This window comes from Pseudomonas sp. GW821-FHT07F05, from assembly GCF_059418765.1.
Genome location: NZ_JBWKQL010000002.1, coordinates 152,914 through 173,270, shown reverse-complemented (window position 1 = coordinate 173,270; position 20,357 = coordinate 152,914). Strand labels below are relative to the sequence as shown.

Sequence of the window (20,357 nt, the reverse complement as noted above, 5' to 3'; positions counted from 1 at the left end):
GTCAGCAGTACCTGGGGCGGGACGGCACCACGGCCGTCCTCGCCCGCTTCAGTGGGCGACGCAAGCGGCGCGGGTTATTTGTATTCCATCGGGAAACCGATCGCAGGGGTCGGCAGGTCCACGCCGAACCACTTCTTGAACGACTCGGCATACATCGGGAATTCAACCCCGGTCATCGCTTCATGCAGGGCGGTGTTGACGAAGTTCAGCCAGTCCTGATCACCACGCTTCACGGCGCAGGCGTAGGTCTGCGGGCTCCAGGCGAACGCGGGCGAACGATAGCGACCGGGGTTCTGCACCATCAGGTATTTCACCGACGACTGATCGGTGGCCGCCGCATCGGCACGACCGGAGTTGATGGCCTGGTACATCAGATCGACGCTGTCGTACTGATCAACCTTCGCCTTGGGCAGCGCCTGATGCACCAGCTCTTCGGCATAGACGTTCTGCAGCACGGCAACGGTGACGCCATCGCCGGCGCCTTTCAGGTCATCGATTTCCTTGTACTTGCTGTTGGTCGGCAGCAGCAGCGCGACGCCTTCGCGGTAGTAAGGCAGGGTGAAGGCCACCTGCTGGGCGCGGCTGGCGGTGACCGTGATGAACTGGCAGCTCATGTCGACTTTGTCGGTCAGCAGGTTCGGGATACGCGCGTCGGAAGACTGCACGACGAACTCGACTTTGCTCGGGTCATTGAACAGGCCCTTGGCGACGATCCGCGCGATGTCGATATCAAAACCCTGCAACTTGCCGTCTGCACCCTGGAAGTGCCAAGGGGCATTGGTGCTCCCCGTACCCACGATCAGATGGCCACGTTGCAGAACGCTGTCGAGCTTGCTGTCAGCGGCGTACGCCGTCGTCGCAAACGTCGCTGCTGTTATCAGGGCCAGTGCACAAGCTTTCAAAGAAAGGGATCCGCGCCACATGAGAGAAACTCCGCCGGTTGTATTTATTCCGCTATAGCGGAACACTGTTTGCCACAACGGAATAGACAGCAGAAAGTGTGCCACAGACCTGGGCGCTAGAAGAAGGCGCAAGAATCACCGGTGTTTTCAATCACATGGGTGCAGAGGCAGGCGGGTGCAGATCGAAACCTTGCGCGGGCCGAGAGAATTCAGCGCTACGGATCACCCCACGCAGTGAGCATTGGGCCCCATCGGTGTGCGCCCCGCGCCAGAAACGCGCATCACGTGTTACCTCCGCCGACCGTTCATCGCGCCAAGGGCACGATCGCCTTGGTGTGACCCCTAAGCATCGCGCCACCTCAGTAGTGGCACTTTGGGCTGTGCTGGGTCCAGCCCAGGCCGCTACAACACGCCGCCGGGCGGGTTGACGACAAACTCCCCCCACTCCAGCTATGGTTTTGCTGTGACCGGCCGATTTATGTGGAGGTCAAGGGAACATTGGCACCGTTACTGCTTCAAACGTCTTTATGAAGCTTTTATGACAACCGCGTGAACATGCACGGACGGCAGGCGCTTTTACGGGTTGTACGGTGGAGGAACGCCAATGAAAGAACGAGCCACAGTCATTTGCCGCAGGGACAATCAGATCCTCTACGTGCGCAAATCCAAAGCCCGCTGGAACCTGCCGGGCGGCAAGGTCGAAGCCGATGAATCGCCCGCGCAGGCGGCTGCCCGAGAACTACGTGAAGAGACCGGACTGATCCTGGAAGACCTGGCGTACATCACCCGGTTTGAAGGCGGCACTGTGTTGCATCACGTGTTCGAAGTGTCGGTGACGATGATCGCCACCCCTGCCCCCCACAATGAAATTGCCGACTGCAAGTGGTTTACCACTGAAGAGCTGGGCAGCCAGAAAGTCAGGCCTTCTGCGAAGTCCATCGTGAAAGCTTTTCTGACCAACGCTATTTATTAACTGTTGTTGAGAGGTGTTCACAGGTTTTTCACATTGAGGGCGGTAGTCTTCAATTGCTCCTCCAAGACTGACTTTAAGCCCGCACCCCCCATCGCGGGCTTTTTCTTGTCCGGAATTCCTTGTCAGCGCCCTCCTTTTATCCACGCATGATCTATACACATTCTGACGACCGGGCTTAATTTCGGCATACGAACGCCGACATCAAGCAGAGGATATCCAAGGAGCGGCAGATGTTTAATTCCAAAGTCAAAAAGCAGGTGGCCACACTAAGCTCGGAGCTGGTCACGCTCAAAAATTTTCATGACGCCCTCATGCAGGAGATGCTGTCGCTGACGGTGGATTCCGACCTGCGCATCACGGACGCCAACAGCAAGTTCTGCGCAGCAATCGGTTACTCCCACGATGAACTGGTCGGCAACCCCATGGCGGCATTTATCCCTTCCTACGTGGCGACCATGCCATGCTTTCGCAACTTCAAGGCCGCAGCCACCAGCGGCACGGCAGTGACCGACGACTACCGCTTCGTCAGCAAAGGCGGTTCGCTGATCTGGCTGCACGCCACCTGGTCGCCGTTGAAAGATGAGCAAGGTCGCCTCGTCGCCTTCAAATGCCTGGCCACCAACGTCACCGCCGAAGTCAACAAGGCCCGGGAAAACGAGTCGTTCATCAACGCCCTGCTGCGGTCGACAGCGGTCATCGAATTCGACCTCGGCGGCCACGTGCTGAAGGCTAACCAGTCCTTCCTCCAGGAAATGGGCTACAGCCAGGATCAGATTCTCGGCAAGCACCACAGCCTGTTCTGTGATCCGAAATTCGCCGCCACCGAAGACTACAAAGCGTTCTGGAAACGCCTGAACAACGGTGAGTTTGTAGCAGACCGGTTCAAACGCTTGAACAGCCGTGGCGATGAAGTCTGGCTGGAAGCGACGTACAACCCGGTCCACGACACCCAGGGCAAACTTTACAAAGTGGTGAAATTCGCCACTGTCATTACTGATCAGGTACATCGCGAAGCGGAAATCAGCGTCGCGGCGGGCACTGCCTTCGAAATCTCCCAGCGCACCGATGTCTCGGCCCAGCGTGGAGCAGCGGTGATCAACAACACTGTGGAAACCATGAACGGCATTGCCGACCAGATGCTTTCCGCCTCCCATGGCATGGAAGCGCTGGGCAAGCAATCGCTGCTGATCAGCACCATCGTGCAAACCATCGGTGGCATCGCCCAGCAGACCAACTTGCTGGCCCTCAATGCCGCCATCGAAGCGGCCCGCGCCGGTGAACAAGGGCGTGGCTTTGCCGTCGTGGCGGATGAAGTGCGTCAGTTGGCCGGGCGCACCAGCACGGCCACCGAGGAAATTGTCGCGGTGGTGCAACAGAACCAGAAACTGGTGGATGACGTGGTCAAGGACATGGGCAGCACGCGGGTTCAGGCCGAACAGGGCCTGTCGCTGGCCAACCAGGCGGGCAGCGTGATCGTGGAAATTCAGGAGGGCGCGCGGCAGGTCGTGGGGGCGGTGCAGCGGTTTACCCACCAGCTCTGACGGCCTCGGCTGCATCTTTTCGACGATCGGCCCCATGGCAAATGGTCGCAGAGAGCCGAGGGGGAGGATACGGGTGCAGCACAAGATGCTAATCTGCGCGACGTACATGCCCCGGCCGGTACGCCACTACACATCGATATGGAGCCGACAATGGCTTTGGATTCCCTGCTCTGCCCGGATTTGCTGACCATTGCCGAGCGTTCGGCGATCGCCGAGGTTGAGGCCACGACGAACATCCTCAGACTCGTGACCCGGCTGACCGGCATGCGCTTTGCGGGCATCGCCAAGTTCACCGATGCCGAGTGGGTCGCCTGCGCGGTCTATGACGAGATTCACATCGGTATCCAGGAAGGCGAAGTCCTGGAGCTGGAATCAACACTGTGTAACGAGCTGATCGAAAACCCGAAGGCGCTGATCATCCCCAGCATCAGCAAAAGCGAGCACTATGCGGGTCGCCCGGTGGTCAAGCGTTACGCCATCGAAAGCTACATCGGCGTACCGATCTCCCTGCCCGACGGCCAACTCTTCGGCGCGCTGTGCCTGCTCGACTCCAGGGCCAGCACCTTCGAGAACCCCGACCTCGTCGAAACCCTTGGGCTGTTCTCCCGACTGATCGGCTGCATCGTGTTCTCCCATTACTCCACGGTGAACAAGGTCAGGACGCAGGTCGAGCACGCTTGATCAGGTGATGCAATTCGGGAGCGGCGTCAGGGCCGCTCACGCTTAGCCACCTTCATCAGGCCACGTCACCTCATCGGTGACGTGGCGTCGTAGTGCCTGAGCGCCAGCGATAGCTTTTACTCACTCGCCGGTAACAGTCTTCACAAGTGCAGAGTGGCCTTTCGGGTTGTCCGCGTTGGTAATCACTGTTACGACTGCGGACTGTGTACCAGAGGCAGCGGCCACGGTAGTCGCGAGCATCGGCTTACCACCCGCACTGAAAGAGGCATCGAGCTGACGCAAGCCCAACCCACTGGCTTTAACGATGCTTTTTTCCCCAAGTTTTTTATAGTTTTGGTAATCGGTACGTTGCTGCAGCGCCGTGCCGGTCAGTAGACCGTTCAAGGCGGTTTCGTCGTTGTCGGAATCGACGGCTGTCGCAAGGGGAACCTGCCCGGTGATCAGCACGCTTTTTTCTGCTTTGTTGAGGTAGTTGGCGCCGGTCATGCCCATGGCAGTCGCTCTAGGGTCGATTGGCGCAGGATCTTTGACAAACCCCGCCGGTACGTTGACTGAAAGCTTGCCCCCTAACATCGAGGCCTGCTGGGCGGTGTAACTGCTCTGCGCCTCTGGCGGTGAGGCGGCCAGAGCGGCCGTGACGCCAACGGTCATTGACACGGCCAGGCTCAATGTGAGATTCAGCGCGCCTTTTTTTAGCGATCGGTTCGTCACGGCAGGCAAATTCCATTTATTCAACATAATCGATTCCAGAAATGATCACAGGGAGATTCAAGCGACTCTAGCCAGTACAGAGCCCAGCGTAGAGCCACCTTTACGCATTCAGCTGACAGGTCCTTCAGACATTTGTTCCAGAGTCCGCCATACAACTGTCGTCATACTTATGCGACACTACGCGCAATGTCTGGAACGAATCCCTCCTTTATCGCCCAACAGCTCGGACGCCCCGTCCAGATGCTGCTCTCGACATATGCGCGCTGGCTCTGCTCCAGCGGTGATTGGGGGGAAATGGAAAACTCAGAAATGCCCCAGGATTGACCCAAGGTCACATCTAGCAACCCGCAACCCATTGATAGGTAAGGTAATTGATTTCCACAGCTAACATCACCATGCAGTTTGGCGCCAAGCCGCTGTTCGAGAACGTTTCGGTCAAATTCGGCGGTGGCAATCGCTATGGCCTCATCGGCGCCAATGGCTGTGGCAAGTCCACCTTCATGAAGATCCTCGGCGGCGATCTGGAGCCGTCTGGCGGCCAGGTGATGCTTGAGCCGAACGTGCGTCTGGGTAAATTGCGCCAGGACCAGTTCGCCTACGAAGACTTCACCGTCATCGACACCGTGATCATGGGTCACGAAGAGCTGTGGAAGGTCAAGGCCGAGCGCGATCGCATCTACTCGCTGCCGGAAATGACCGAAGAAGACGGCATGGCCGTCGCCGAGCTGGAAACCGAATTCGCTGAAATGGACGGCTACACCGCCGAATCCCGTGCCGGTGAGCTGTTGCTCGGTCTGGGCATTGGCATCGAGCAGCACAACGGGCCGATGAGCGAAGTGTCGCCGGGCTGGAAGCTGCGCGTGTTGCTGGCCCAGGCGCTGTTCTCCGATCCTGAAGTGCTGTTGCTCGACGAACCGACCAACCACCTGGACATAAACACCATTCGCTGGCTGGAAAACATCCTGACCCAGCGCTCCAGCCTGATGATCATCATTTCTCACGACCGTCACTTCCTCAACAGCGTGTGCACCCACATGGCTGACCTGGATTACGGCGAGCTGCGCCTGTTCCCGGGCAACTACGACGAGTACATGACCGTGGCGACCCAGTCCCGCGAGCAGTTGCTGTCGGACAACGCCAAGAAGAAAGCCCAGATTTCCGAGCTGCAGTCGTTCGTCAGCCGCTTCTCGGCCAACGCCTCGAAAGCCAAGCAGGCCACGTCCCGCGCCAAGGCGATCGACAAGATCCAGCTGGCCGAGGTCAAACCGTCGAGCCGCGTCAGCCCGTTCATCCGCTTCGATCAGAACAAGAAGCTGCACCGTCAGGCGGTCATCATTGACCAAATGGCCAAAGGCTTCGACGGCAAGCCGCTGTTCAAGAACTTCAGCTTCCAGGTTGAAGCCGGCGAGCGCGTTGCGATCATCGGCCCGAACGGTATCGGTAAAACCACCCTGCTGCGCACCCTGGTCAATGAGCTGACCCCGGATGCCGGCACGATCAAGTGGACCGATGCGGCGGAGCTGGGTTACTACGCCCAGGACCACGCCCACGACTTCGAAGACGATGTCACCCTGTTCGACTGGATGGGGCAATGGACTCAAGGTGAGCAAGTCATTCGTGGCACCCTGGGCCGGATGCTGTTCTCCAACGACGAGATCCTCAAGTCGGTCAAGGTGATTTCCGGTGGTGAGCAAGGCCGCATGCTGTTCGGCAAGCTGATCCTGCAGAAGCCGAACGTGCTGATCATGGACGAACCGACCAACCACCTGGACATGGAGTCGATCGAGGCGCTGAACCTGGCGCTGGAGAACTACCCGGGCACGCTGATCTTCGTCAGCCACGACCGCGAGTTCGTCTCGTCCCTCGCCACCCGCATCATCGAGTTGAGCCCAAGTGGCGTGACCGACTTCAGCGGCACCTACGACGATTACCTGCGCAGCCAGGGCGTCGCGTTCTGATCAGGGTCATGCACTGACAGAGCCATGCTGAAAACAAGAAGCCCCGTCCATCGTGACGGGGCTTTTTTGTGACAGTGGGACCGGCTTCAGCCGGGAAGACGCCAGGCCAGGCGCCCCCGATCCTGCGGTGTGACATCCGACGCTTTCCCGGCTAAAGCCGGTCCTACGAAGGCAAATGCAAACACTCGCAGGACCGGCTTCAGCCGGGAAAGGGCGAGTCCGGGTGTCCTCTGATTGCGGAGAAAAACCGTTAGCCAGCTTTCATTTCCTGACACCACGGGCGATGATGCGGCACTCCCACCGCTCCAGCGAAGAGTCCCCATGTCTGCCGCCCTGCCGCCCGATGCGCCTGCCCATTCCCCCACCCATGACGCCAGTTCGATGGCGATCACGCTGCAAATCGTCTCCATCGTCGTCTACACCTTCATCGCCTTCCTGTGCATCGGCCTGCCGATCGCGGTGATGCCTGGCTACGTGCACAACCAACTGGGTTTCAGCGCCGTCATCGCGGGGCTGGTGATCGGCGCGCAGTACCTGGCGACGCTGTTGAGTCGTCCGGTGGCCGGACGCATTTGCGACACCATCGGCACCAAGCGCGCCATTGTTTACGGGCTGTCGGGCATCGCGTTGAGCGGCGTGCTGACGTTGGCAGCAATCCTTCTGGAGCGTTTCGCCGGAGTCAGTCTGACCATCCTGATCATCGCTCGCCTGTTCCTCGGTGCGTCCCAGGGCTTGATCGGCGTCGGCACCATCAGCTGGTGCATCGGCCAGGTCGGTTCGGAGCACACCGCCCGCTCGATCTCCTGGAACGGCATCGCGTCCTACGGCGCCATTGCGATCGGCGCGCCGCTGGGGGTGGTGATGGTCGGCGCGCTGGGCTTTGCCAGCCTGGGCGTGGTGCTGTTCGTGCTGGCCGCCGGGGCACTGTTGTTGATCCGCAACAAGCCGGCGATCCCCGTGGTGCGCGGCGAGCGCCTGCCGTTCTTCTCGGTGTTCGGCCGGGTGGCGCCGTTCGGCCTGAGCCTGACCCTGTCCTCTATCGGCTACGGCACACTGACCACGTTCATCACCCTGTTTTACCTGGCCCGTGGCTGGGAAGGCGCGGCCTGGTGCCTGACCGTGTTCGGCGTCTGCTTCATCCTGGCGCGGTTGCTGTTCATCAATGCGATCAACCGCTTCGGCGGCTTTCGCTCGGCGATCGTCTGCATCTCGGTGGAAACCCTGGGGCTTTTGCTGTTGTGGCTGGCACCCGACACCACTTTCGCCCTGATCGGCGCGGGGCTGACCGGTTTTGGTTTGTCGCTGGTGTACCCGGCACTGGGCGTGGAAGCCATCAAGCAGGTGCCCAACAGCAGTCGTGGCGCGGGGCTCAGCGCCTACGCGGTGTTTTTCGACCTGGCCCTGGCCATTGCCGGACCACTGATGGGCGCGGTGGCGCTGGGCATGGGCTACGGCTGGATTTTCTTCTTCGCGGCGTTGTTGTCGGTGGCGGCGTTGACGCTGGCCGTGGTGCTGTCGCGCAGGGCGCCGGTCGACACGCGGGTGTAGCGAGCGCAGCGCCTCAAAGCTTCCCGGCTGAAGCCGGTCCCACAGAGAGCCCGCGTTGGTTCAGTAGGGCCGGCGTCAGCCGGGAAGAGGCCGGCGACTCTGCAACAGCGCTCACTGGCTGTTGAAATCCCCCGGCCACAGCCCGTCCCACCTAAAAGCTGAACTGCCGCCTCGCGTCCCGGTCCGAATAGCACATCCCCCGAACAGGAGTGAGGGCGTGACCCCCGATCCCGCTGGCTCGAACGCTACCCCTCCGGACCCGGCCACGTTGCGCGAAGTCCACAAACTGCGCGTGCTGACCGTGAACACCCACAAGGGCTTCACCGCACTGAACCGGCGTTTCATCCTGCCGGAGTTGCGTGAAGCCGTGCGCAGCACCGGTGCCGACCTGGTGTTTCTCCAGGAAGTCCTCGGCGGCCATGACCGCCACGCCGCCAAGTACGAAGACTGGCCCGACACGCCGCACTACGAATTTCTCGCCGACAGTATGTGGACGGACTTCGCCTACGGCCGCAACGCGGTCTACCCCGATGGCCACCACGGCAACGCGCTGCTGTCCAAATATCCGATCCTGCATTACCGCAATCTGGACATCTCGATCACCGGGCCGGAGCGCCGCGGCTTGTTGCACTGCGTGCTGCAAGTGCCAGGGCACGCCGAGGTCCATGCGATTTGCGTGCACCTCAGCCTGCTGGAAAGCCACCGCCAGTTGCAGCTCAATCTGCTTTGCGATCTGCTCGACTCCCTGCCCGAGGACGCACCGGTGGTGATCGCCGGCGACTTCAACGACTGGCAGCTCCAGGGCAACAAGCGCCTGCAGCGCTGCGGCTACCTGCATGAAGCTTTCGAGCGCAGTCAGGGCCGGCTGGCGAAAACGTACCCGGCGCGCTTCCCGATGCTGCGCCTGGACCGGATCTACCTGCGCAACGCCACCAGCCACCAACCAAAAATCCTCGGCACGCGGCCATGGACGCATCTGTCCGATCACCTGCCGCTGACCGTCGAAGTGCACATGTAACAGCGGGCATCACTCGTCACCGCCGTTGGTCTGCCAGCGAGTCGACGGGTTAAACGATTGCGTGAACGCCCCCTCACAGTTAAGGCGAGGCACCTGTCTCGCCTTCTCAATAACAAGAGGTCTGCGATCATGGCTAACACCGGAAAGTCGAACCCTGGCAATTTTGCGAACGATAAAGAGAAAGCGTCCGAAGCCGGCAAGAAAGGCGGACAGGCTTCAGGCAGCGGCAATGCCGGAAGCGATATGAAGAAAGAATCGGGTGCAGGCGCGAGCGGCACCGGCAAGAAAGGCGGCTCAGGCGGCAAGTCGTAACGACGTGCGGCTGAGTGAAGCGAGCGAGGGCCAAGGCTCTCGCTCTTTTGTTTGAGCATCAGTCAAAAAAGCAATGTACGCCTCATAGCAAGCACACGTGTCAGCGGCACCCTCCCCCTCATTTATCCGGATCGATCAGCGGCACCGTTGCGTCCCGATCAAGCTGGGAACCCGGGTCTTCGTTGCCCGGATCCATGTCGGCGTCAAATCCTGTCTCTTCATCACCCGGCTGAGGAGCGGGGCGCGGCGGAACGGGTGCAGCGTCAGGTGTATGGGATTGCATGGCAGTCACCTCTCGTTTCAATGTGGCCAATAATAGAGTCAGAGGGCTCGACAACGACCGGGTTCAATGGATCGAGCTTAGCTGGCGCTGACGGTCCAGTGCACGGCGTCTTCGGCAAACTGCAATTGCTCGACACGATGGGCAATGCCGCACGCCAGGGAGTCTTCAGCGCGGATCACCTTCTCCTCCGCTGACAGGCAGCGCCCTATGTCCAGCGGGTGCACCGCGCTCACGGTTTCGCTCTGATAGATGTTCACGTAGCGCTGCAGGTCGTTGTCCAGGCTGCGCAGGTATTCGCGCATGCGTGAGTGGTCTACCGAGCTCTGATTGAAGTACCAGCTCATGGGGTGGATCAGAAATCGCGAGTGGGGACAGACGATCCGCTCCTGAGCCGCCAGGTAGATCACGATGCCCATGGATTCGATGTTGCCGCTGTTCAACGCGCGGATCGGCACTTTCAGGGATTTCAGGAAGTTGTAGAGGGTGAATCCCAGTGCGGTGCTGCCGCCGGCGGTCGACAGATTCAGCAGCAATCCGGTCGCGCCCTTGCCGAGGGCTTCGAGGCAGCGATCCCGAAAATGCTCGGTGCTGGCCTGATCGACCCCGCAGTGGAAATGAATGATGTGCTCGCTCATCGGCGGCCTCGCTGGTCATGGATGGCGTACTCACGGGCCTCTTCCCGGCTGAAGCCGGTCCTACCAAGAATCCCGGCGCCTTCGTAGGACCGGCTTCAGCCGGGAAGGCGTCGGACGCCACTCCGCAAATACAGGCTATGGGCAATCCTCAAATCTGTGCCGTCGACGGATCTATCTGAAATGTTGAAATTCGCACTCGTGGCTAAAGTCGCATGGGATGAGGATAGCCGCTCGCCGAGCATGTGAAAGTCCACCGCCGCGCATTCCGAAGAACCCCTGCGGCAATCAACAGTCAGTAAAGAAGCTTCGCCGGTTTCATCGTGCTCGATCCGGGCCATGAACCGCGCGCCATCCAACACGCCCCACCGCACAGGACACCTTCCATGAGTCTGCACGACAAGATCATCGGCCGCCTCGGCTTCGGCTCCGCACCGCTGGGCAACATGTTCCGCACCATCGACGAGGAGGAAGCAGCGGCCACCGTTCAATCCGCCTGGGACCAGGGCATTCGCTATTTCGACACGGCGCCCATCTACGGCGCCGGCTTGTCCGAGCAGCGCCTGGGCAAGGCCCTCGCCGGCGTCCCCCGGGACCAATACACCCTAAGCACCAAAGTCGGCCGGCTGATTTCCGACGAGATCGACACCGAGACCCGCAGCGGCCCGTTCGCCGAAGGCCTGAAAAACAAGATCGTCACCGATTATTCCGCCGACGCCACGCTGCGTTCCATTGAAGCGAGCCTGGAGCGGTTGAACACTGATCGTCTGGATATCGTGTTTGTCCACGATGTGGCGCAGGACGCCCACGGCGATGCCTGGATCGAGCATTTCAATATCGCCCGCACTGGCGCTTTCCGCGCCCTCACCCGCCTGCGTGAAGAAGGCGTGATCAAGGCCTGGGGCTTGGGCGTCAATCGCGTCGAGCCGTGCGAACTGACGCTGGACCTGGAAGAAGCCCAGCCCGATGGTTTCCTGCTCGCCGGCCGCTATTCGCTGCTCGATCACGACCAACCGCTGCAACGGCTGTTCGACAAGGCCCGTCAGCACAACGCCGAATTCGTCGTCGGCGGGCCTTACAGCTCCGGCGTGTTGGTGGGCGGCAAGCATTTCGAGTACCAGGAAGCGTCGCCAGCGATGCTCGACAAGGTGGCGCACATTCAGGAGATCGCCCGTCAGTACCAGGTCGACATTAAATCGGCAGCGCTGCAATTTGTCCTTGCCAACCCCCTGGTGGCGGCGGTGATTCCGGGTGCCAGCCGCCCTTCGCGGATCATCGAGGACGTCACCGCGCTTAACGCACAGGTGCCTGACGGTTTCTGGCAGGCCATGCGCGATCAGGGCTTCATCGCCCTGCAGGCGCCCGTGCCGATGAAAGACTGATATCGTGGGCAACGACGCCGGGCCAGACGCCCGGCCTTGTTTTCTGCGCGAGATCTGTCCATGCGAATTCTGATCGTCAACGTCAACACCACCGAATCGATGACCGAGACCATCGCCGAGCAGGCCCGCAGCGTGGCCTCGCCTGGCACCGAGATCATCGGCCTGACCCCGCGCTTCGGCGCCGAGTCGGTGGAAGGCAATTTCGAAAGCTACCTGGCGGCCATCGCGGTGATGGACCGGGTGATGTCCTACGAAGGGCCCTATGACGCCGTGATTCAGGCCGGTTACGGCGAACATGGCCGCGAGGGTTTGCAGGAATTGCTCGAGGTGCCGGTGGTGGACATCACCGAAGCGGCGGCCAGCCTGGCGATGCTGCTGGGGCATAAATACGCGGTGGTCACCACGCTGGACCGCACCGTGCCGCTGATCGAGGATCGCCTGAAACTGGCCGGCGTGTACGAACGCTGCGCGTCGGTGCGGGCCAGTGGCATGAGCGTGCTGGAGCTGGAGGCATCGCCGGAGCGTGCGGTCGAGGCGATCGTTGAGCAGGCCATGGAAGCGGTGAATCGGGACAAGGCCGAGGTGATTTGCCTGGGCTGCGGCGGCATGGCCGGGCTGGATCAACTCATCCGTGACCGCGCCGGCGTGCCGGTGGTGGAGGGCGTGACCGCAGCGGTGGCACTGGCAGAATCACTGGTGCGTCTGGGGTTGAAGACCTCGAAAGTGCGGACCTATGCGACGCCTCGGCCGAAGAAGATTGTCGGTTGGCCGTTTAAGCTCTAAGCCGGTGGTGTTGAGCTCACGCCGATGGCGCTGCAAACACATACCTTGTGGGAGCGAGCTCGCTCGCGAAGACTGCATTCCAGCCGCAGAAGATTTAGCGGATGTGCTGGCCTCTTCGTGAGCAAGCTCACTCCCACAGGTGTTGCGTCCGTCCAGTTACTGCGAGGTGTCAATACATCTCCGGCACACTGTCGCTGCATTCGCCTCTCCCCACCGAATCGTTTAGTATCCCCGCCGCCGGTTTCCGCTCGGAATTAATAGGGAATCCCCAGGCGCGTGCTGCGCGCTGAAAGGGAACTGTCCCCGCAACTGTAGGCGCTGAGCCCTGCTTCCTGTTTGCCACTGGGTGACCCCGGGAAGGCCGAAGCACGGCGATGAAGCGTCAGTCAGGAGACCTGCCGGCCAGCATATTCATTCACCGGCGGGGTGTCCGGGGAAGGACTCCCGTTCGCGTGCCGTGCGCGCACCATGAGCCCGCCCTTTTTTCCGGGGCGTCTGTCGGGATGGACTTTCCAGCGCCTGCTTCGCCAAGCATTCAGGCTATCTGGAGATCGCTGTTCATGCCGCTGCGCCGCCTCGCTGCCCTGCTCGTCACCCTGACCTTGCCCACTGCCGCCCTCGCGGCGTCGACGATTTACCCCTTGACCGTGGACAACTGCGGCCAAGCGCTGACCTTCACCCACGCCCCGCAGAAAGCCGTGACCATCGGCCAGGCGGCCACCGAGATGCTCTATGCCCTCGGACTGGGCCCGAACGTGATCGGCACGTCGCTATGGTTTAACCCCGTCCTGCCCCAGTACAAAACCCTCAACGACGGCATCGCTCGGCTCGCGGATAACGCGCCGAGTTTTGAATCGGTGATCGGCAAACGCCCGGATTTCGTCCCGGTGCAGTTTGAGTGGATGGTCGGGCCCCAGGGCGCCGTTGGCACCCGCGAGCAGTTCCGCGACCTGGGCATCCCGACCTACATCCTGCCGTCCGATTGCGAGGGCAAGAACAACCGGGTCGGCGCCGACGGCACGCGCCTCGAAGCCTTCCGCATCGACACGCTGTACAAAAGCCTGCGGCAGCTGGCGCAGATTTTCGACGTGCAGGACCGTGGCGAGCAGTTGATCGCGGATTACCAGGCGCGAATGGCTCGGGCTGTGGCGCAGGCGAACGCCCATGCCAACCCGCCCGTCTCGGCGGTCTTCTGGTTTTCCAGCCCGGACATCAACGTCGATCCGTACGTGGCCGGACGCAAGGGCATTCCCAACTTCATGCTCGACACCCTCGGCATGCGTAACGTCATCGACTCCGACGAGGAATGGCCGACCGTGGGCTGGGAAACGATCGCCAAGGCCAACCCGACCGTGCTGGTCATCGCGCGCATGGACCGTCGCCGCTTCCCGGCCGACGATCACGAGAAGAAGCTGGCCTTCCTCCGCTCGGACCCGGTCACACGGAATATGGATGCGGTGAAAAACAATCGCATCGTGATCATGGACGCCAGCGCCATGGAGTCCAGCGTACGGCTGTTTGACGGCATCGAACAACTGGCTCAGGCCACTCACCCGCAATGACGTCATTCAGCATGCCCCGTTCGAGCGTCGTTCGAATCTTCGGCCACGTTGCCTGGGCCACCGCGTTGCTGGCGTTGGCGGTGCTGGCGGGCGTGGCGATCGGCGAGACGTCGATCAGCCTGCCGGTGATCGTTCAGGTGCTGGCGAACAAGCTGTGGGCCACAGGCTATCCCCTCGACCCCATCGATGAGGGCATCGTCTGGAATTACCGCCTGACCCGGGCCATCGTGGCCGCCACCTGCGGCGCAGGGCTGGCGGTGTCGGGTGTGGTTCTGCAATCGCTGCTGCGCAACCCGCTGGCCGATCCCTACTTGCTGGGCATTTCCGCCGGCGCTTCGACTGGCGCGGTGCTGGTGGCGATCATCGGCATCGGTGCCGGGACGATTTCACTCTCCACCGGCGCGTTTGCCGGGGCGATTGCTGCCTTCGCGCTGGTCGCCCTGCTCGCCCGCTCCTCTCGGGGCCAGACCGCTGCCGGCCAGATCATCCTGGCGGGCATTGCCGGGTCCCAGCTGTTCAACGCCCTGACGTCCTTCCTGATCACCAAGTCGGCCAATGCCGAACAGGCCCGCGGGATCATGTTCTGGTTGCTGGGCAATCTCAGCGGCGTGCGCTGGTCGTCGGTGGCGCTGTCGGTGCCGGTCGTGGTGCTCGGCTTGCTGGTGTGCCTGTGGCATCGGCGCGCGCTGGATGCGTTCACGTTCGGCAGCGACTCGGCGGCATCCCTGGGCATTCCGGTGCGCCGGGTGCAGGCCGTGCTGATTCTCACCGCCGCGCTGATGACGGCGGTGATGGTGTCGATCGTCGGCTCCATCGGCTTCGTCGGGCTGGTGATTCCCCATGCGGTGCGCCTGATGGCCGGGGTGCGCCACGCGCGTCTGTTGCCCTTGAGCGCCCTGATCGGCGCGCTGTTCATGATCGCCGCCGACGTGCTGTCGCGCACCTTGATCAAGGGTCAGGTGTTGCCGATCGGGGTCATTACGGCGCTGGTCGGCGCGCCGGTTTTCGCCATGATTCTGGTCCGCGGGAATCGTCCTCGATGAACGCCCGTCAGGAGGTGCCCGGTGCCATGCTGGAAGGCAGTGACCTGAGTTATTCGGTCAAGGGCGCGTCGCTGCTCAGTGGGGTGAGCCTGGCGATTCGGCCGGGGGAAAACCTGGGGATCGTCGGGCCCAATGGCTCGGGGAAGTCGACGCTGCTGAAGTTGCTGGCGGGGATTCAGTCGCCGTCTCAGGGCGACGTTCGCCTGGGCGGGCAGCGATTGTCGTCGCTGAGCCGGCGGGACATTGCGCGGCAGGTGGCGGTGGTGGAGCAGCACGCGCAGACGGGTGATTCGATCAGTCTGTTGCAGGCGGTTGAGTTGGGCCGTACGCCGTGGCTCTCGGCGCTGGCGCCGTGGGGCGCGGACGATGACCGGATTGTGGCGCAGGCGCTGGCGGATGTGAGTGTGCAGCACTTGGCGCATCGGGCGTGGCATACGTTGTCGGGTGGGGAGCAGCAGCGGGGTCATATTGCGCGGGCTTTGGCGCAGCGGCCGCAGGTGTTGTTGCTGGATGAGCCGACGAATCATCTGGATATTCAGCAGCAGTTGTCGATTTTGCGGTTGGTGCAGGATTTGCCGGTGACGACGGTGGTGGCGTTGCATGATTTGAATCAGGCGCTGGGGTGTGATCGTCTGGCGGTGATGGATGGGGGGCGGTTGGTGGCGTTGGGTTCGCCGTTTGATGTGTTGACGCCGGAGCTATTGGGTGAGGTTTTTGGGGTGCGGGGGCATTGGTTGGTTGATCCGTTTGACGGGGCTAAGGTGTTGAGGTTGAGGGCGCCAAGATCAAAGGCGTCGGCCTAACGGCCTCGTTTTCGCCTTCGGCGAGTTACTTGGAAAAGCACCCCAAGTAACCAAGGGTGCTTGCTCCTGGTTGGGTTCCTCCTTCGTCGGAATACCTTCACTCCGGTCTCGCTGCGTGGGCCCGCGCCGAACGGGCATCCATGCCCTGACGGCGCTCTCGCCGCATCCATGCGGCTCGGCCCACTCCGCGAGACCTCCGTTCAGCCTGCACCCAAGTCGCGTTTTGCGGTGTTTGAGCCTTTTGGGTATGAAGATCAAGAGCAGATCAAAGGCTTCCCGGCTGAAGCCGGTCCTACAGTGAGGTCACGCGTCCCTCACTGGCTTGACGCGGTCTCGTAGGACTGGCTTTAGCCGGGAAGAGGCCAGTTCAGGCGCTGAAGGATCTCCGGCCTGAACGGTATTTGTGGGAGCGAGCTTGCTCGCGAATGCGGTATCCCAAACGGCGCCGTTCATGCAGCCCCACCCCCAACCTCAATACCTCGGCTTCACCGCCTTCCACTCCGGTTTGTATTTCTGCATTTGCCGCACATCATCCCGCTGGCGAATCCCGCACGTCAGGAATTGGTCATTGAGTTTGCCCAGCTGGTCATAGTCCAGTTCAAGCCCCAGCCCAGGCTCGCGGGTGAGGTGGACGCAGCCGTCGATGATGGGAAGTTTGCCGCCTTTGATGACTTCTTCGTCCGGTTCTTGCCACGGGTAGTGGGTGTCGCAGGCGAAGTCGAGGTTGGGGACGGCGGCGGCGACGTGGGTCATGGCCATGAGGCTGATGCCCAGGTGGGAGTTGGAGTGCATGGAGACGCCGAGGCCGAAGGTGTCGCACATTTTTGCCAGGGCCTGGGTGTCGCGCAGGCCGCCCCAGTAATGGTGGTCGGCGAGGACGATCTGCACGCTGTTCAGCGCGACGCTGCGGCGGAATTCGTCGAAGTCGGTGACGACCATGTTGGTCGCCAGCGGCAGGCCGGTGCGTGTGTGCAGTTCGGCCATGCCCTCCAGTCCGGGGGTCGGGTCTTCGTAGTATTGCAGGTCATCGCCGAGCAGTTCGGCCATGCGGATCGAGGTTTCCAACGACCAGTTGCCGTTCGGGTCGATGCGCAGCGGATAGCCCGGGAAGGCCTTTTTCAGCGCTTTGATGCAGGACACTTCGTGCTCTGGGTCCAGAGCGCCGGCTTTGAGTTTGATGCTTTTGAAGCCGTAGGCGTCGATCATCCGCCGCGCCTGGGCGACGATCTGTTCTTCGCTCAGCGCTTCACCCCAGCTGTCGGGCGCGTAGGGCGAATCGGCGTGCTGGGCGTATTTGAAGAACAGGTACGCACTGAACGGCACGCGGTCGCGAACGGCACCGCCCAGCAGGTCAACCAATGGCAGATTCATGGAACGTGCCTGCACATCCAGAAACGCCACTTCAAACGCCGAATAGGCATTGCTCACCGCCTTGCTGGCATGGGAACCCGGCGCCAATTCGGCACCCGCTACCGAAGTGGGTTTGTTCGCCGCCACCGTGGCTTTGACCACCGCCCGCAGTTGATTGAGGTTGAACGGGTCCATGCCGATCAACTGGCTCTGCAACTGCTGCTGAATCGCCAGGGCCGGGGCATCGCCGTAGCTTTCTCCCAGGCCGAGGTAGCCGTTGTCGGTTTCGACTTCAATGATCGAGCGCAGGGCAAACGGCTGGTGGATGCCGCTGGCGTTGAGCAACGGCGGATCGCGGAAGGCAATCGGGGTGACGGTGACGCGTGTGATTTTCAAATGACTTCTCCCGGTCAATCAGGGTGTGAGGCTAGGGTTTGACGCTTGACGATGAGCTGAGCGACGCGGCTGCTCGCAGTGGCGCAGCGTCCTCAAGCTTTGGGCGGTGTGGGTCGCCTTTCGGTGTGGTACGGGCGAAAAAGATCACCACGGCCGCCACCAATGAGGTGAGTGCCAGGCCGTACATGCCGCCTTGAATGGAGCCGGTTTTCTGCTCCAGAAAGCCGAACGCGGTGGGCGCCACGAAGCCGCCGAGGTTGCCGATCGAGTTGATCAGCGCGATCACCGCCGCTGCGATGCGCGCGTCCAGATAGCCTTGGGGAATCGGCCAGAACAGCGCGGACGCCGCTTTGAAACCGATGGCCGCGAAGCAGATGGCGACGAAGGCGAAGATCGGCCCGCCGACGGTGGACATGAACATTCCGCAGGCGGCAATCACCAGGGTGACCGCAACCCACGCCTGTTGACGCTTGAAGCGGGCCGCCAGCGCGGCGAAGCCGTACATGGCGATGATCGAGATGATCCACGGGATCGAGTTCAACAGGCCGACTTCGAAATCGCTGAGGCTACCCATCTTCTTGATCATGCTCGGCAGCCAGAACGTCGCGCCGTAGATGGTCAGGGCCACGGAAAAGTAAATGAAGCAAAAGAGCATGATCTGCCGGTCGGCGAGCAGCTTGAAGATCGACGGCTTGATTACTTGCGCCGCTTCACGGGCGCGCTGTTCGGCGTCGATGGCACTGATCAGTGCACCCTTCTCTTCTTCGCTCAGCCACTTCGCCTCGCGGGGATGGGACTGCAGCCAGAACCAGACAAAGCCGCACAGGGCGATGGAGGCGAAGCCTTCGATGATGAACATCCACTGCCAGCCGTGCAGGTTCATGCCGCTGACGCCGAGCAAGGCCCCGGACACCGGCCCGGAAATCACCGAGGCAATGGCCGAGCCGCTGAGGAAGATGGCCATGGCCTTGCCGCGTTCGCTCGAAGGCAGCCACTGGGTGAAGTAATAAATGATGCCCGGGAAGAACCCCGCTTCGGCCGCGCCGAGGATGAAGCGCAGCACATAGAAACTGGTTTCGCCGCGCACGAAGGCCATGGCCATCGCCGCTGCGCCCCAGGTGAACATGATGCGCGTCAGCCAGGCGCGGGCGCCGAAGCGTTGCAGGAGCATGTTTGACGGGACTTCGAACAGCGCGTAGCCGACGAAAAACAGCCCGGCGCCGAGCCCGTAGGCCGCGGCGCCGATGCCTAGGTCGGTTTCCATGTGGCTGCGGACGAAGCCGATGTTGACCCGGTCGATGTAGTTGACGATGAACATGATCACGAACAACGGCAACACATGACGCTTCACTTTCGCAGCCGCGCGGGCCAGAACAGTGGGATCGGCGCTGCTGATGGGTTCAGGCGTGGGAACGGTGCGGTTCAAGGTGCGACTCCCGGTCTTTGTATTTTTTTTGGGATGAGCGTGGGAAATGCAGGTGATGAGCCGATCATGGACCGCCGCATTGTTCCCGTCTAATCTAGATTGACTGTTGATTGATACCCGGAATAGATCAATGTTCGAGCTTGCCCAGCTACGCTGCTTCACCACCGTCGCCACCGAACTCAACTTCCGCCGGGCTGCCGAACGGCTGAACATGACCCAGCCACCGCTGAGTCGGCAGATCCAGCTGCTTGAGCATTCGCTGGGGGTTCAGCTGTTCAACCGCAACACCCGCAGCGTCGCCTTGACCGCGGCGGGTCGGGCATTTTTCATCGAAGCCCAGACGCTGCTGGAACGTGCGCATCAGGCGGCCATCGCCGCGCGGCGCTTTGCCGAGGGCGACATCGGCTCGGTGACCATCAGCTTCGTCGGCAGCGCGGTGTACGAGTTTCTGCCACGGGTGATCGCCGAAGCGCGGCAGAACCAGCCCCACGTGAAAATCTCCCTGACCGAACTCAATACCTATCAGCAACATGAAGCCCTGCGCGCCCGGCGCATCGATCTGGGCATCGTGCGGGCGCCGCTGCTGCAACCCGGTTATGAAACCGAATGCCTGGTCCGCGAGCCATTTGTGCTGGCGGTGCCCAGCAGTCATCCGCTGGCCAACGCCCGGCACATCGGCGTGCAGGACCTCGACGCCCAGCCCTTCCTGATGTACTCCCACTCGGCTTACCCACCGTTCAACGAACTGCTCACCGGCATGTTTCGCTCGGCGCAAGTGGCGCCGGAGTACGTGCAGTGGCTGGGTTCGTCGCTGACCATTCTGGCGCTGGTGAATGCCGGCATGGGCCTGGCGCTGGTGCCCCGCTGCGCTACGAATGTGGTGTTCAAAGGCGTGACGTTCCGCGACATCGATCTCGGTGAAGGGGTGCAGAGCGAGCTGCACCTGGTCTGGCGCTCGGACAACGACAACCCGGCGTGTCAGATGCTGTTGGAGGCGATTCGCGCGGCGGTGAAAGCCGAAGGGGTGTGAAGCGGATGCGGCCGGGAACGCGT

The 20,357-nt window shown here is 61.7% G+C and carries 19 protein-coding genes, 2 pseudogenes and 1 riboswitch; of the genes and pseudogenes, 15 read left to right on the top strand and 6 right to left on the bottom strand.

Annotation, left to right across the window (positions count from 1 at the left end; genetic code table 11):
- Nucleotides 1–74: 74 nt before the first annotated feature.
- Nucleotides 75–923, bottom strand: coding sequence for a transporter substrate-binding protein (locus AC07RO_RS04990; RefSeq protein WP_192173978.1), 849 nt, complete (start codon nt 921–923; stop codon nt 75–77).
- A gap of 583 nt (nt 924–1,506) precedes the next feature.
- Here AC07RO_RS04990 and AC07RO_RS04985 point away from each other — a divergent pair.
- From AC07RO_RS04985 to AC07RO_RS04970, 4 genes and pseudogenes are all read left to right on the top strand, one after another.
- Entirely contained in the window at nt 1,507–1,875 is a 369-nt protein-coding gene (locus tag AC07RO_RS04985) for an NUDIX hydrolase (RefSeq protein ID WP_192173979.1), read from the top strand.
- Nucleotides 1,876–2,105: 230 nt separating this feature from the next.
- Nucleotides 2,106–2,882, top strand: a pseudogene (locus tag AC07RO_RS04980) (PAS domain-containing protein); the annotation flags it as partial.
- Between the two features lie 84 nt (nt 2,883–2,966).
- Nucleotides 2,967–3,416 carry a methyl-accepting chemotaxis protein gene (locus AC07RO_RS04975; RefSeq protein ID WP_423571583.1) on the top strand — a complete coding sequence of 150 codons (450 nt, stop codon included), beginning with the start codon at nt 2,967–2,969 and terminating at the stop codon, nt 3,414–3,416.
- Between the two features lie 150 nt (nt 3,417–3,566).
- A complete protein-coding gene (locus tag AC07RO_RS04970) occupies nt 3,567–4,097 on the top strand; it encodes a GAF domain-containing protein (protein ID WP_495085425.1) in 531 nt (176 codons plus the stop codon).
- Between the two features lie 120 nt (nt 4,098–4,217).
- Here AC07RO_RS04970 and AC07RO_RS04965 read toward each other — a convergent pair whose 3' ends face one another.
- Complete coding sequence (locus AC07RO_RS04965; RefSeq protein ID WP_346630457.1) at nt 4,218–4,835, bottom strand: DcrB/PsbP domain-containing protein; 618 nt, start codon at nt 4,833–4,835, stop codon at nt 4,218–4,220.
- Between the two features lie 117 nt (nt 4,836–4,952).
- On the opposite strand from AC07RO_RS04965, the pseudogene AC07RO_RS04960 reads away from it, so the two are divergent.
- The 5 genes and pseudogenes from AC07RO_RS04960 to AC07RO_RS04940 form a co-directional block, all read left to right on the top strand.
- Nucleotides 4,953–5,132: pseudogene (locus tag AC07RO_RS04960) on the top strand (hypothetical protein); the annotation flags it as partial.
- A 47-nt stretch (nt 5,133–5,179) separates the two neighbouring features.
- On the top strand, nt 5,180–6,766 hold the full coding sequence (locus AC07RO_RS04955) for an ABC-F family ATPase (RefSeq protein ID WP_133774936.1): 1,587 nt from the start codon (nt 5,180–5,182) through the stop codon (nt 6,764–6,766).
- Nucleotides 6,767–7,087: 321 nt separating this feature from the next.
- Nucleotides 7,088–8,314, top strand: a complete 1,227-nt coding sequence (locus AC07RO_RS04950) for an MFS transporter (protein ID WP_192173983.1) — start codon at nt 7,088–7,090, stop codon at nt 8,312–8,314.
- 268 nt (nt 8,315–8,582) lie between these two features.
- Nucleotides 8,583–9,332 carry an endonuclease/exonuclease/phosphatase family protein gene (locus tag AC07RO_RS04945; RefSeq protein ID WP_197984053.1) on the top strand — a complete coding sequence of 250 codons (750 nt, stop codon included), beginning with the start codon at nt 8,583–8,585 and terminating at the stop codon, nt 9,330–9,332.
- Nucleotides 9,333–9,461: 129 nt separating this feature from the next.
- Nucleotides 9,462–9,644, top strand: a complete 183-nt coding sequence (locus AC07RO_RS04940) for a con-10 family general stress protein (protein WP_282373580.1) — start codon at nt 9,462–9,464, stop codon at nt 9,642–9,644.
- Between the two features lie 118 nt (nt 9,645–9,762).
- Here AC07RO_RS04940 and AC07RO_RS04935 read toward each other — a convergent pair whose 3' ends face one another.
- Nucleotides 9,763–9,927 carry a hypothetical protein gene (locus AC07RO_RS04935; RefSeq protein WP_423571244.1) on the bottom strand — a complete coding sequence of 55 codons (165 nt, stop codon included), beginning with the start codon at nt 9,925–9,927 and terminating at the stop codon, nt 9,763–9,765.
- 77 nt (nt 9,928–10,004) lie between these two features.
- Nucleotides 10,005–10,562, bottom strand: coding sequence for an ATP-dependent Clp protease proteolytic subunit (locus AC07RO_RS04930; RefSeq protein ID WP_237254443.1), 558 nt, complete (start codon nt 10,560–10,562; stop codon nt 10,005–10,007).
- Between the two features lie 383 nt (nt 10,563–10,945).
- On the opposite strand from AC07RO_RS04930, the gene AC07RO_RS04925 reads away from it, so the two are divergent.
- From AC07RO_RS04925 to AC07RO_RS04905, 5 genes are all read left to right on the top strand, one after another.
- Nucleotides 10,946–11,941 carry an aldo/keto reductase gene (locus tag AC07RO_RS04925; RefSeq protein ID WP_192173987.1) on the top strand — a complete coding sequence of 332 codons (996 nt, stop codon included), beginning with the start codon at nt 10,946–10,948 and terminating at the stop codon, nt 11,939–11,941.
- A 60-nt stretch (nt 11,942–12,001) separates the two neighbouring features.
- Complete coding sequence (locus AC07RO_RS04920) at nt 12,002–12,724, top strand: aspartate/glutamate racemase family protein (protein ID WP_495085424.1); 723 nt, start codon at nt 12,002–12,004, stop codon at nt 12,722–12,724.
- Nucleotides 12,725–12,945: 221 nt separating this feature from the next.
- Nucleotides 12,946–13,141, top strand: a riboswitch (cobalamin riboswitch).
- A gap of 143 nt (nt 13,142–13,284) precedes the next feature.
- Nucleotides 13,285–14,286, top strand: a complete 1,002-nt coding sequence (locus AC07RO_RS04915) for an ABC transporter substrate-binding protein (RefSeq protein WP_495085423.1) — start codon at nt 13,285–13,287, stop codon at nt 14,284–14,286.
- Nucleotides 14,287–14,297: 11 nt separating this feature from the next.
- Nucleotides 14,298–15,329 carry a FecCD family ABC transporter permease gene (locus AC07RO_RS04910; protein ID WP_495085422.1) on the top strand — a complete coding sequence of 344 codons (1,032 nt, stop codon included), beginning with the start codon at nt 14,298–14,300 and terminating at the stop codon, nt 15,327–15,329.
- The gene (locus AC07RO_RS04905; protein ID WP_495085421.1) at nt 15,326–16,132 is read left to right on the top strand and encodes an ABC transporter ATP-binding protein; all 807 of its coding nucleotides are present in this window, start codon (nt 15,326–15,328) and stop codon (nt 16,130–16,132) included. Before AC07RO_RS04910 ends, AC07RO_RS04905 begins: the two co-directional genes overlap by 4 nt.
- Before the next feature lie 471 nt (nt 16,133–16,603).
- On the opposite strand, the gene AC07RO_RS04900 is transcribed toward AC07RO_RS04905, so the two are convergent.
- Nucleotides 16,604–17,878, bottom strand: coding sequence for a glucarate dehydratase family protein (locus AC07RO_RS04900; protein ID WP_495085420.1), 1,275 nt, complete (start codon nt 17,876–17,878; stop codon nt 16,604–16,606).
- Nucleotides 17,879–17,909: 31 nt separating this feature from the next.
- Nucleotides 17,910–19,196, bottom strand: coding sequence for an MFS transporter (locus AC07RO_RS04895; RefSeq protein WP_495085741.1), 1,287 nt, complete (start codon nt 19,194–19,196; stop codon nt 17,910–17,912).
- A gap of 238 nt (nt 19,197–19,434) precedes the next feature.
- On the opposite strand from AC07RO_RS04895, the gene AC07RO_RS04890 reads away from it, so the two are divergent.
- Nucleotides 19,435–20,334, top strand: a complete 900-nt coding sequence (locus AC07RO_RS04890) for a LysR family transcriptional regulator (RefSeq protein ID WP_495085419.1) — start codon at nt 19,435–19,437, stop codon at nt 20,332–20,334.
- Nucleotides 20,335–20,357: the final 23 nt, after the last annotated feature.